Genomic DNA, 13037 nt, shown 5'->3' with positions numbered 1-13037 from the left:
TGAGTTTAGATTTTCGTAGTAGATGGTGGCGGCGAGAATCGCCGCCATAGAAGTTTCTTATGCAACTAAAGGTGTAGGCAGTTAAAAAAAGTGCCGATAGTTGACTCAATTGATAAAATTGGAGAAGTGTTAATTCCAGGTGAAGTACCAGGTGAGATAGACTAACCAGAAGAGCAAAGGAATTATCATTAAAAGGGCGCTTGAATTTAATAAAAGGAGAGCACATATTATACGTGACTAATATGCGCTCTCCTTTATAGGAATTTTTAATGTTGTAGGTCTTAAAATCTAATGCTCTAATACCATTCACAATTGAATAAGGAAGTATTAATTAAAACGGATACCCATTTAATACTGTGCCAAAAAGATCGAATTCAGGATCTTTTGACTGGGTTATTGGAGGGGCTTCGGATCGCCCTATTGAAGAGTTGAAAACAGCCTTACCTTCAACTGACTCTACAGAGTTTTCGTCATTCTCTTTATGCAATGGGTTATCAATCATACCCAAATCAACTCCTTTTTATAAGATTTACGAATGGTAAGTTATTAATTCCCTAAATATTTTGATTTTATGCAAAAAATATGATGATGACTGGGGTTCGTTGAAATGAACGGGTAAGAACTTGTAAGCAATCGTGCTAAAATTTTTATTACAGAATGCTTAATGATTATTTTATGTTCATAAAAAAGATTGGTACCGATTTTTTGATTGATGAGATGAGGGGGGGGTGAAATTCCATGCAGGATCATTATCGATACCTGTCCACGAATTATTTTTTGTGCATCGCCCTTATTAGTAGCAAAAGGATTGAAAAACATCATTCCATCCCTCCGATACACATTGTTACAGGAAGCTCAAGCGGTTGGACAAGTTCTATTCTATTAAAGAAGATCAAAGTGAAGTTAGAATCCTTTGCTTGTTAATAAAGTAAGCCCACTCAGAAAAGCCGATTTCCTTTAGTCTTTTTTGAACTTGTTCAAATTCATCTCCAATACGTTCAGGTGTATGTGAATCTGATCCAAATGTTACCTTCACATTATAGAAATGAGCTCGTTCTAAAATGTCATCTGCCGGATACCACCCGCCGCAATCTTTTGTTTTACCAGAGGTATTGATTTCAATGGCGATATCTTCCTGACTAATGATTTTTAACGTTTTTTCAATACTGTCTGTTTCAATGGATGAAAAGGCTGGATAAAACCCTTTCATTGCATCAATATGGCCTAAGATTTGAAACATTCCGCTTTTTGCAGATTTCTGTATTAATTCATAGTATTCATTTTTTAGTCTTGACTGTTCTTTAGACGTTAAACCATTCCAACGCCCTTTTTTAAAAATGCTAATTTCTTTAACATAATGAACAGATCCAATTATGTAGTCAAAAGGGTGTAAAAGATATTGATCACGGTAGACCTCAATGTGATCAGGGAAGAAATCACTTTCCATTCCTAATAACACGTGAATTTTACCTTCATATTTCTCTTTTAAGCGAAGTACTTCATCTATATAAGGGACAAGTTCACTTTTAGCCATTGCAATAGTTGGGTAGAGATGGTCTTCCTCACTATAAAAATATGGAGAATGATCAGAAATCCCAATATATTGCAAGCCGTATTCAATGGCTTGCTTTACATAATCCTCAATTGTGCCGATAGCATGTCCACAGCGATCATGGTGAGTGTGCAGATCAAATTTAATTGAATTCGTCATTTCTTTAGGCCTCCTAAAATGAACCAGATTGTCTTATTTTATCATATCCAAAATTCACATTCTTCCTCACAAATTGAAAGAAGATTTATACCTTCCTTAAATCTGCCTAGGATATATAAAAAAAGCTTGGTGCTGCCCCTCGAAAACAATTTCATTTAATTTAATGCATATCAATTAAAGATATTTTAGTTCGAGTAAACGTATAAATGTTGAATTTCCTAGACAAACTAGAATGTTCAAATATGTAAAAGGAAAGGAAAGATACAGAATGACAAAGGTATTGTACATCACTGCTCATCCTCATGATGACAAACAATCTTACAGTATGGCCGTCGGAAAAGCATTTATTGACACTTATAAAGAAGTAAATCCTAGCCATGAAATCGTGAATATTGACCTTTATAAAGAAAATATTCCTGCAATTGATGTAGATGTTTTCAGTGGTTGGGGGAAACTTCAATCTGGAAAGGGTTTTGAAGAACTTTCGTCTGAAGAGAAAGCGAAAGTTAGTCGACTCTCAGAGTTATGTGAGCAATTTATAGCTGCCGATAAATATATATTTGTAACACCATTATGGAATTTCTCATTCCCACCAGTAATGAAGGCATATATTGATTCCGTTGCAGTTGCAGGTAAAACCTTTAAATACACCGAACAAGGCCCAGTTGGTCTTTTGACTGATAAGAAAGCCTTGCATATTCAAGCTCGTGGAGGTATTTATTCAGAAGGGCCTGCGGCTGAAATGGAAATGGGTCACCGATATCTAAATATCATTATGCAATTCTTCGGAGTGCCTTCCTTTGAAGGTGTATTCGTTGAAGGACATGCAGCAATGCCTGATAAAGCACAAGAAATAAAAGAAAATGCTATAGCACGATCAAAAGATTTAGCCTCTACTTTTTAAATCAAAGAGTCAACAACTTGTTGGCTCTTTTTTTGTCATAATGAACTGTTGATATGTGGATTTATTTTTACTTCACCAATTAGGCGCATTTCTCTAATAAAGGGGTGTGCTTTTTTATTTAGTCCGCTAAAACGAACATGGAATTATATTAATCATTGTATAAAAAGTCAGAAAAATATAAAATATATTCAAATCGGTTTTTTCTGTGATTATTTTATGGGAACAAATTTAGCTTACGATTGTAAGAACAAGCTTTACTAATCATTAAAATTTTTATTTTGAAATTACATTTCTTAAAAGAAAAGAGTGAGTTTTATGATGAAAGACATTAAAAATATCTATTGTGTAGGTCGAAATTATGCTTTGCATGCAAAAGAGTTGAATAATGAAATACCAACTTCCCCTTTTTTGTTTTCAAAACCAACTCATTCGCTTGTGGAAGCAAATGGTAAGTCCATTATGTTGCCGAGTAATAAGGGTTCCGTTCACTTTGAAACTGAACTTGTCATACATATCGCAAATCAGTACGAATCAGGAATGAAAGTAGATGAAATAGTAGATGCCATGGCAATTGGGTTGGATTTAACACTTAGAGATGTTCAATCACAGTTAAAACAAAAACAGCATCCTTGGCTTTTGGCTAAAGGATTCAAAAATTCAGCTGTTCTTAGTGAATTTATTCCGTTTCCAGGTGTCGAAGCATGTGAACAATTAGATTTTTCACTTTTAAAAAATGGAGAGCGTGTACAAGTAGGAAATATTAAAGACTTACTATTTGATTTGCAAACCATTATAGAATTTACAGCAGAGCATTTTGGGCTTGGGAAAGGAGATATTATTTTTACCGGTACTCCAAGTGGCGTCGGTCCTCTTTCAGATCAAGACAAGCTTTCATTAAACTGGGGTGGAAATGAAATAGGATCATGTTCAATCACATTGCATTCCATAAAAAAATAGCAGTCATTTTGACTGTTTTTTTTATGGAATAACTCAATTTTAGACAAAAAGAAGAAACTCGTCTAAAATGAAAAGAACAATATTGCATACATGGAAACTGCCAATATGGCACGCACTTTTTAAAAAAGTTTGACCATTAAATTCTGGCTTTGGTAAAATTATTTTTTATGGAATATTTTAGAACCATTTAAATGCATAATGATAATCGATTAAAGTACCATATTATAATTATAAAGGATAGAACAGGGTGGAATGTGCATGAAAAACAACCAAGAAAAGAAGTATTTAGATAATTGGCTATCTCTTACTAATATTCAAATGAGCATTACGAATGAGCTAGAAAGTGCTTTGCAAAAAAATCATAACCTTTCGTTAAAAGAGTTTTATGTTCTTTATTTTTTATCCAAAACAAGTGATAAACAATTGAGGCTACAACAATTACAAGAGATGGTAGGATTAAGCCAAAGTGCTATATCTAGGCTAGTAGGCAGGTTAGAAGCAAAAAGCTGCGGAGCATTACAAAGGCATATATGTGAAGATGATCGAAGAGGCATCTACACACGTTTAACCACATTAGGTGAAGAAAAACTACAAATTTCCTTAAATACTTTTCATGAAATTCTGCACTCTGCTTTTTCAAAAGGAAACCTTCAAGATGAATTACATTCTTTAATCAAGAAATTATAATATGGTTCTTACATTTTTTATGTAATAAGTGAAGTCGGTTATTTCTATATATATTAGATAGGAATATACCTTTAGCCCAGTAAGGTATAAATGAACTGATTTGTTGACAAAAAGAGAAGTGCTAATCCGGATTTGAATGTAAGCGCATGCATTTAAAGAAAAAAGAATATTCAAAGCGAAAATATGCTTAGTCGGTTGTCTCCCCCTAAGTAAGGTGAATGTTTACTTAGATTGGGGGTGATTCTGCTTAGCATAAGTAAATCTTAAAGAAGAATTAAAGAAAATCGTGATAACTTTCAAAAGTGATAAAAAAACATTGTCGTGAATTTGGATACGATTAAGAATGGATACTATGCCTTTTTCGTTCACTCCTTTTCCGTGAGAGTATAAGGGCAATTTTTATACAAATATGTTGAATTTGGATTATAAAAACTCTTGATGAAATGGACCAAAGAGGGCCAATAGTCACTAAATGAGAAAATTATTTACTTTATCAGAATGCATAAAGCTCCTTAAAGTTTCAAAGGCGCCCTTTTCATAATCGAAACAACTTATCATGCCTATTTTACTTTCATCGCAAACACTCCCTTTTCGCCTTTAATTGATTAAGACTGCTAAAACAAGTTTTGCGCCTTTATTTGCAAGTTCTCTAGCAGTCACTCTCCAATTTACGGATTATGTAATACATAAAGATTCTCCTCCATTCCTGGTTAATCGTTAAAGTCATCTTTAAGGCAAGGCGTTTTTTTAATTTTTATTTTAATATTATGAGTTGTGTTAAAGTTTACTTTAACGCTTATATTAATGTTGAAGGGAACAATATCTATCTGATCAAAGTGAGGAAAGGAAGGGATATAGAAGAGGAGATAATCAACTTTAATTCTCATCATAAAAATGATGCTTTTGAGATTGAAATGTACTAATAATAACGATGGAGGTTAATGGAATGGAATTTCATATAAAAGAGGCTGCTGCAAGGGTAGGTTTACCTACACATACACTTCGATATTATGAACAAGAGGGTCTTCTACCCTATGTAAAAAGAGATGTCAATGGAAATCGTATTTTTGAGGAGGCAGATTTAACGTGGTTAGAGTTTATTGTATGTTTACGGAAAACTGATATCGCTCTTTCGGAATTACGTAAGATTGTTGAGTTAACACAAGAAGGTGATTGTACATTCTCCCTACGCAAACAGATATTTGAAAAACATAAAGAGAAAATGATGGAAAAACAAAGAGAATTGGATACAGCTTTTAAAAAAATTGAAACGAAAATAGAGTACTACGATAAATTAGAAAAGATGTATCAAGAAGAAAAAGAAAGTGTGTCGCCTAAAGCTTAATTAAGAAATTAACAGATCGTTTCTCTTAGCCATTGGACAAAGTGCACTAAATTTTATGGCGTACTTTAGAGTGTAATGGGAATAAATATATGTATAAAACAGTAAAAATGATTTTTGGGGAAATTTGTAAGATCATTTCATTTATTGCTATAGTATGGTTGTTTAAATGCTAATGAATGGTACGGAGACCCCCCTCAGAATCTATCTCACCTTTATTAACTTCATGAAGTAAATTATTTCGTTTAGCTATCATTTTCCTCTCCCATTTTCATGATAAATTATAAAACTTTGCTTAATATATCAATTTTCTTAAATAATCTTCATATTCTTGTAAGAGCAGAGAGTGATTGATTCAAACCCGAGATGTATACTGAGATAACATAAAATAAAAATATTAAGCTAATTGATTTTTAGGACGAATGATCAACTCATTAATAGTAACGTCCTCAGCAAGTTCTATTTCAAAAGCACTTGTGCAGTATTTTTAGCTGTATTAACCCCTATATATATCATGGTAAGTATGTCCAGATTTTTATTTATATAATTAAGAAAACCTTCAGAACGCGATTTCAGGAAATAAAGTTGGGGTAGCCCATTCAATTGGCTACCCCAACTTTCATCAGGCACTGTACAAGATGCCAGAAGACATCTTTCCGAATTACAAGGTAGAAATGTCAATAACGAATCGATAACGCACATCACTACGGAGAATGCGCTCATACGCTTCATCTACTTGATCAGCACGGATTACTTCAATCATAGGAGCAATGCCATGTTGAGCAGCAAAATCAAGCATTTCTTGTGTTTCGCGAATTCCACCAACAAGTGAACCAGCAATACTACGACGACCCATGATTAGAGAAAACACACTGTATTGATCTGGATCGGCTGGTGCACCGACATTGACAAGTGTTCCATCTACACGAAGCAAGGATAAATATTGATCAACATTCAGATTTGCCGACACAGTATTTAAGATGAGGTCAAAACGACCAGCTAATTCAGTAAATGTAGTAGGCTCATTGGTTGCAAAGTAATGGTCTGCGCCAAAACCTAGAGCTTCCTCTTTTTTATTTATAGAACGACTCAAGACCGTTACCTCAGCACCCATAGCATGTGCAAATTGGATAGCCACGTGTCCGAGACCTCCCATTCCCACAATGGCTACCTTCTTACCTGGACCAGCGTTCCAGTGTTTCAAAGGAGAGAATGTGGTGATACCTGCACATAAGAGTGGGCTTGCCACATCCATTTCCAAACCGTCCGGGATACGAACAACGAATCCTTCCTTTACGACGATTTTTTGGCTATATCCACCGTATGTTGGATTTCCATCATAGTCTAATGAGTTATATGTGTTGATAACGCCTTTTGTACAAAATTGCTCCTCACCACTTAGGCAGTATTCGCACTCTCCACAGGAGTTAACAAAGCAACCAACGCCAACGCGTTCACCAACCGCGAATTTTGTAACGGCTGAACCTACTGCTGCTACGACCCCCGCAATTTCGTGACCAGGAACCATTGGGAAAATCCCACCGCCCCATTCATCAAATGCACTGTGAATGTCAGAGTGGCAGATACCACTAAATTTAATATCGATTAAGACGTCATCTGGTCGTAATTCTCTACGCTCAATAGTAGTATGTTCAAATTTCGCCTTTGCACGTGGAGCACTTAGAACACGTGTCGAATTTACGTTGTTATGATTATTACACATAAAATAAAACACAATCCTTTCCTAATAAAAATATTAAGTTCACTGAAGAAATCACATCAACTCATTATTCATAATGTATTTAAGCAGTGACAAAACTATCTTAATCCTTAAAGTGGACTTTAAAGCAAGGAATTTTCCTTAAATTCTTTTGTCTTTTTTCTTAACATATTTTTACTGAATGATACAAAGCCAAATTATCAACTAATTGATCTAGTGAAGATGAAAAATTCACTTAATTTTACCAGCAGCTTTTATGCAAACTCTAAAGCCTATAATCATGATGTAGAATTCTATTTGGTTTTTTCCAGCCTCTTTTAAGTTGACTTAAAGTCGACTTTAAATTGAAAGGGTATTTCAAAAGATGTGATGAATTAATTATGAATACAATTATTCAACAATGGAACAATCAAGAGAAAACTGAAAAATTAGGTGTTTCACCTGAAGATATTAAGCCCAATGCAGCAGTTCTAGGTTATGGTGCCGTAAAGAACTCCATGAGTGCAGAGAGAGAATGTTATGTTCCACCGAGGTTTGGAGATATTGCGAGAGAAAAGCCTCCTCAATTGGAATTGGTCGATTATAGTGAACCGCATACCCATAGCGCGGCCAAGTATTACGCGGATGAACGATCCTGGAACTGGGAAGGTAAAAGTGGCAGTTGACTTTGCATATGGGCAAATTTTTCGTGAAGATGTTGCAACAGCTATTATTTATGCACTGGAGAATGATCGTACGGTGAAGTATGTAGTTTCTGTATTCTCCCACTGCCACATAAATTGAATAAAGCATCGATTCTATAGATTCGATGCTTTATTTTAATAATTTATTAAACCATTCATCATCGACAGGTTCTAACCATTCTGTTTCTCCCGGCGTCATTGCTAAGTGTACAAACCAGCTGTCTTTTGTCGCACCGTGCCAGTGTTTTACATGCGGCGGAATGTTTACTACATCGCCTTTTTTGAGTAATTGAGCTGGTTTGTCTACTTCTTGAAACCAACCCTCACCACCTGTCACTAACAAAACTTGTCCAACTTTATGAGAGTGCCAGTTATTGCGAGCTCCTGGAGAAAAGGTTACATTCCCGATTGATGCATTGAGTGGCTTCTCATCGGTGAATACCATTTGTAAGTACGCATCTCCTATAAAGTTCGCTTCAACTTTTTCTCCCAATGGAAAGATTGTGCTCTTGCTTAATTCTTCGTGTGCCATATTTAATCCCTACTTTCTTTTAATCGTTATAAATTTCTTTTGCTATGTTAAATGCTGACCAAGCTTTAGGCCATCCTGCATAGAACGAAAGATGAGTGATGACTTCCGCAATTTCCTCTTTCTTCACTCCGTTTGCTTTCGCTTTTTGAAGGTGTGGCGTCAATTGTTCAAAGTTTCCTCCAGCAATTAATGCAGAAACCGTAATCAGACTGCGGTCACGTGGAGCTAGTTCTTTTTCTCGTGACCAAACTTCACCGAATAAAACGTCATCGTTAAGTTCAGCAAATTTGGGAGCGAACTCTCCCAACAAGTCTCGTCCAGCTGTTTGTTTTTCTGCCATGTTTAATCACTCCATTTATTCATTTTCTATTCGTTACACGGTGTAGTATAGGGCTTAAAGTAAACTTTAAGTCAACAAAAATAATAAAAGTTTTTTTCTACAGCCTAAGAAATTGCTCCTTGACGTAATGTTAGCTTTAAATGATAAGTTCGATACTTATAGGAGAGTGAGGTGAAGAAAATGAATATTGCATCAGAAGCAAGGCAATTTAACCTAACACAAGCAACACTCAGATATTACGAACGCGTAGGTTTGATTTCACCGATCCACTGAAGGAAAGTTGCGATATTTCTTTCAGTGATAGTATTTTCAAGTGGAAGTATCTTTTATGGTATTGCGAAAACCTCAGTGTAAAAAAAGTACGTTAATCGTTATGCAATTGAAGCAGCTATCTCGGCGTTTAGAGAAGGTGAACCTAGCATCAGAAAAAAGATGACGTACTCCATTATCATATGAAGATCACCTACTGCGGTAAAATCATTTGAAACTATTTTCATTTTACGACGTATTACTATCAGGGATCATTTTTGAAATCTCATGAAATACGAATAGATTTCTTGTCATTTCTTACTTAGGGCCATATTACTTATATTCTTAAGACGGTTTGAGAAAATTTCGAAAGGAAGAGGAAGCATGTTCAAAAAAATTTTAGCAAGTTTAGGAAAAGGAGCCGCAACTGTAGATTTACAATGTAGTAATCGTAACTATCAAGCGGGAGAAAGCATTGAAGGGGAGGTTGTCATTCAAGGCGGTGAGGTGGAACAGAAAATTAATCAATTGACTGTCCGGTTTATGATGAATGTGGTATTAAAACAAGGAAGCGTTTCTAAGGAAGTTGCCAATATACCATTAGTTAATCGAGATTGTATTCAGCCCAAAGAACGTAAGGTCATTCCTTTTCATTACGTCCTACCTACTAATATACCTATTTCAAGGGGAACTGTCTCATACTATCTAGATACACATCTTGATATTGAGGGTGGGGTTGACCGCAAAGATGTAGACCGGCTAGTCATCCAATCCCAGAAATCTATCCAATCCATTTTTAATGCAATGAATCAATTAGGTTTTCGCGAGACTGCCAACTCGGGTAAACTCGACCAATATGGACAGGAATTTGCTTTTTTTCCCACTCAACAATTCATGGGACAGGTAAATGAAGTTGAAATGCGGTTTGCCAATGAAGAAACAGGTATCCGGGTCTGGATGGAAGTTGATTGTAAAAGCGGCTATAAGGAAATTGAAGCAAAACGTGAGTTTCATTTAGATCAAAATGTTCTCGAGCAGGAAGCCGAACTTGAAAAACTACTTGGAAAATATATATCGGAAGCTATTGATCAGCCTTATGCTTTTACACAGCCGTTCTCTTATTCTACAAACCATCATCATGGTCTCGCTTCCCAATTAGGAAACGCTATACCTGGAATGGTTGGTGGATTAGCAGTGGGTGTTTTAGGGTCGATGTTAATTACTGAGATGATGGATGGTTTTGATGTTGAGGAAATGTTTGAAGAAGCAACAGAAGATCTTGATGGAGGATTTGATTCGTTTTTTGATAGTGGGGATGGGGAATCCTAAGTAAGCCATTAGATAGTCCTGGTGTTAACCCAATATAGTTAGTGAGAGTATTTGCTTGAGTGCTAGAAAAGACTTGATGTAAATACTTTAATATGTTTGTAAGCTCTGTTAAGAGGAAACTTTACAGAGCTTTTTTTTTATTCAAGTAACTGGACATTGGCGCAAACTATTCACCGAAGTTAAGCAATCATTAAATGTTTACTATAGAACAGTTCAGTAAAAACGAAGTCATCTCTAGCCGATTGTGATATTTAAGGTATAATGATAGGGGAAAGATATTTTGTAACGGATTAGGTGAAGATGATCATGAAGCTAATCATTGCGGAGAAACCAGATCAAGGTTCAACGCTAGCGGCTCAATTTAAAACGAAGAAACAGCAAGGCTATATAGAAATCATGCCGAATGAACTTTTTCCCGATGGAGCTTATGTAACTTGGGCCGTCGGGCATTTATGTCAACTCGTTTCGCCGGAAACCTATCATTCAAAATGGAAAAAATGGTCGATGGAAACGTTGCCGATGATTCCTGAGAAATTTCAATATGAAGTGACCCGACAGAAGGCAAAGCAATTCAATGTCGTAAAGACGTTGCTTAGGAAACCGGAAGTCGATGAAATCATTCATGCAGGTGATGCCGGGCGTGAAGGAGAATTGATTGTACGCAATATCGTTAATTTATGCAATGCCAATAAACCGATGAAACGGTTATGGATTTCCTCTTTGACCCCAAAAGCGATTTATGAGGGATTCCAAAATCTGAAGAACGAAGAAAAAACCAGGCCGCTCTATTATGAAGCGTATACGAGAGCTTGTGCGGATTGGGTTGTGGGAATGAATGCGTCGAGAGCGTATAGTATTTTATTGCAACAAAGGGGCGTTTCGGATGTGTTTTCAGCTGGAAGGGTCCAGACACCGACTCTTGCTTTGATTGTGAAGCGGGAATTGGAAATTGAGCAATTCAAGTCCGAGCCGTTCTGGGAAGTGTTCGCTGACTTCAAGATGGATGGAAAGAAGTATCAGGGAAAATGGCAGCAGAACAATGATCCGAGAATCAAGACAAAAGAAATGGCTGAAAAAATTGCCGCCTTTTGCAAGGGTAAGGAAGCTGAAATTGCTGAAATGGATACAGAAAGGAAAGAATTTCAGCCGCCTTTGTTATTTAATCTTTCGTCATTGCAGGCGACAGTAAACAAGATTTATAAATATTCACCAAAACAGACGCTTGATATTGTACAAAGTTTATATCAAAAAGGGATTGTTTCTTATCCACGTTCAGATTCCAATTATGTGACGGAGGGGGAAGCCGAAACATTTCCCGATATTTTGCAAAAACTAAGTGGATTTTCAGAATATGAATCCTTGTTTCCTTTGCCACAACCGAACATCATGAATAATAAACGGTTTGTAAACGAAAAGAAAGTGACTGATCACTATGCAATTATCCCGACGGAGCAAGTAACCGACCCTAAGCGGCTTTCCGCTGAAGAACGGAATATATATGACTTGGTGGTACGCCGGTTGATTGCGGCCCATTATGAGAAAGCCATTTTCGATTACACTACCATTAAAACGCTAGTCGATGAGCGTGCCGAATTCATTTCTAAAGGCAAGCAGCAGATCCAAGAGGGTTGGCGCAAAGTGATTTTCCAAAATGACAAGGATGATGATGATATCATTTTGCCGTCCGTTTCAAAAGGGGATTCCGGAAAGGTCGCCAATATAAAAGTGAAAGAAGGAAAAACCCAGCCTCCTAAGCGCTATACAGAAGGTCAGCTGATCACTTTGATGAAAACTGCCGGAAAGCATCTGGATAATGAAGAGTTAGAAAAGGTTTTGATGAAAACCGAGGGTCTTGGAACCGAAGCAACTCGGGCTGGCATCATTACCATGCTCAAAGACCGTAAATATATCAATGTCAAAAAAAACCAGGTGTTTGCGACAGATAAAGGGAAAGTGCTGATTACTGCCATCGGGGAGAAAATCCTGGCTTCACCCGAGATGACAGCCAAATGGGAACAGCGTTTAAGGGAAATTGGTGAAGGAAAGGCTTCAGCAGGCGGCTTTATGGAAGCTGTTAAAAAGATGTCGGCAAAAATTATCAGTGATGCCGTGGAGTCATCGGAAAGCTGGGATTTTCAGGGTCTGGACACCGAGTCGATTCAACGGAGCGGACCTAAAAAGAGAAGCTCGGCATCTATGGGCAGCTGTAAACTATGCGGTTCTAAGATTGTCGATAAAGGGGAATTCTATGGATGTGTAAGTTATCAAAAAACAAAGTGTAACTTCACTATCTCCAAAAAAATCCTCAATAAGAAAATCAGTCAAGCAAATATAAAAAAGCTGTTGGCGAGCGGTGAAACGGATTTGATAAGCGGTTTTACAAAAGGGGAAAAGACCTTCGATGCCATTTTATCATGGTCCGATTCTGAAAAGAAGATCAGTTTTACATTCCCAACAGAACAAAACGTCAAGCAAACTTGAGAAGAAACTTCATTAAAGGCGCCCTGAGACTTATATCTTCTTGTTTCGGGGTCGTTTATATAGTAAAATTTTTAGATATGCGTTTGAATGGGAGGATTCCGA

The 13037-nt window shown here is 36.6% G+C and carries 13 protein-coding genes and 1 pseudogene; 9 read left to right on the top strand and 5 right to left on the bottom strand.

Annotated elements, in window-relative coordinates; all coding sequences use genetic code 11:
• Positions 1–331: 331 nt before the first annotated feature.
• Both NYE63_RS17350 and NYE63_RS17345 read right to left on the bottom strand, forming a co-directional pair.
• Positions 332–502 (bottom strand): hypothetical protein, encoded by a 171-nt coding sequence (locus NYE63_RS17350; protein WP_342602056.1) that lies wholly within the window; start codon positions 500–502, stop codon positions 332–334.
• A 390-nt stretch (positions 503–892) separates the two neighbouring features.
• Positions 893–1711, bottom strand: a complete 819-nt coding sequence (locus NYE63_RS17345; protein WP_342602055.1) for a histidinol-phosphatase — start codon at positions 1709–1711, stop codon at positions 893–895.
• Positions 1712–1979: 268 nt separating this feature from the next.
• Between NYE63_RS17345 and NYE63_RS17340 the strand changes: the two genes are divergently transcribed.
• The 4 genes from NYE63_RS17340 to NYE63_RS17325 all read left to right on the top strand — a co-directional run bounded on the left by NYE63_RS17340 (position 1980) and on the right by NYE63_RS17325 (position 5604).
• Positions 1980–2615, top strand: coding sequence for an FMN-dependent NADH-azoreductase (locus tag NYE63_RS17340; RefSeq protein ID WP_342602054.1), 636 nt, complete (start codon positions 1980–1982; stop codon positions 2613–2615).
• 318 nt (positions 2616–2933) lie between these two features.
• Positions 2934–3572, top strand: a complete 639-nt coding sequence (locus NYE63_RS17335) for a fumarylacetoacetate hydrolase family protein (RefSeq protein WP_342605807.1) — start codon at positions 2934–2936, stop codon at positions 3570–3572.
• Positions 3573–3830: 258 nt separating this feature from the next.
• A complete protein-coding gene (locus NYE63_RS17330) occupies positions 3831–4259 on the top strand; it encodes a MarR family transcriptional regulator (RefSeq protein WP_342602053.1) in 429 nt (142 codons plus the stop codon).
• Positions 4260–5205: 946 nt separating this feature from the next.
• A complete protein-coding gene (locus NYE63_RS17325) occupies positions 5206–5604 on the top strand; it encodes a MerR family transcriptional regulator (RefSeq protein WP_342602052.1) in 399 nt (132 codons plus the stop codon).
• 658 nt (positions 5605–6262) lie between these two features.
• On the opposite strand, the gene NYE63_RS17320 is transcribed toward NYE63_RS17325, so the two are convergent.
• A complete protein-coding gene (locus tag NYE63_RS17320; RefSeq protein WP_342605806.1) occupies positions 6263–7324 on the bottom strand; it encodes an NAD(P)-dependent alcohol dehydrogenase in 1062 nt (353 codons plus the stop codon).
• Between the two features lie 377 nt (positions 7325–7701).
• Between NYE63_RS17320 and NYE63_RS17315 the strand changes: the two genes are divergently transcribed.
• Complete coding sequence (locus NYE63_RS17315; protein WP_342602051.1) at positions 7702–7986, top strand: hypothetical protein; 285 nt, start codon at positions 7702–7704, stop codon at positions 7984–7986.
• Between the two features lie 148 nt (positions 7987–8134).
• On the opposite strand, the gene NYE63_RS17310 is transcribed toward NYE63_RS17315, so the two are convergent.
• Both NYE63_RS17310 and NYE63_RS17305 read right to left on the bottom strand, forming a co-directional pair.
• Positions 8135–8536, bottom strand: a complete 402-nt coding sequence (locus tag NYE63_RS17310; RefSeq protein WP_342602050.1) for a cupin domain-containing protein — start codon at positions 8534–8536, stop codon at positions 8135–8137.
• A gap of 19 nt (positions 8537–8555) precedes the next feature.
• Positions 8556–8876 carry a carboxymuconolactone decarboxylase family protein gene (locus tag NYE63_RS17305; RefSeq protein WP_342602049.1) on the bottom strand — a complete coding sequence of 107 codons (321 nt, stop codon included), beginning with the start codon at positions 8874–8876 and terminating at the stop codon, positions 8556–8558.
• Positions 8877–9056: 180 nt separating this feature from the next.
• Here NYE63_RS17305 and NYE63_RS17300 point away from each other — a divergent pair.
• The 4 genes and pseudogenes from NYE63_RS17300 to NYE63_RS17285 form a co-directional block, all read left to right on the top strand.
• Positions 9057–9143: pseudogene (locus NYE63_RS17300) on the top strand (MerR family DNA-binding transcriptional regulator); the annotation flags it as partial.
• Entirely contained in the window at positions 9110–9244 is a 135-nt protein-coding gene (locus tag NYE63_RS17295) for a DUF3737 family protein (RefSeq protein ID WP_342605805.1), read from the top strand. The pseudogene NYE63_RS17300 and the gene NYE63_RS17295, both read left to right, overlap by 34 nt.
• 265 nt (positions 9245–9509) lie before the next feature.
• Positions 9510–10454, top strand: a complete 945-nt coding sequence (locus NYE63_RS17290; protein WP_342602048.1) for a sporulation protein — start codon at positions 9510–9512, stop codon at positions 10452–10454.
• A gap of 306 nt (positions 10455–10760) precedes the next feature.
• Positions 10761–12935, top strand: coding sequence for a DNA topoisomerase III (locus NYE63_RS17285; protein WP_342602047.1), 2175 nt, complete (start codon positions 10761–10763; stop codon positions 12933–12935).
• Positions 12936–13037: the final 102 nt, after the last annotated feature.

Origin of the sequence: Peribacillus sp. FSL E2-0159 (assembly GCF_038643155.1) — a bacterium.
Lineage (GTDB): Bacteria > Bacillota > Bacilli > Bacillales > DSM-1321 > Peribacillus > Peribacillus simplex.
Note: the sequence above shows the minus strand (reverse complement) of the source record. Positions and strands in the feature narration are given on the sequence as shown.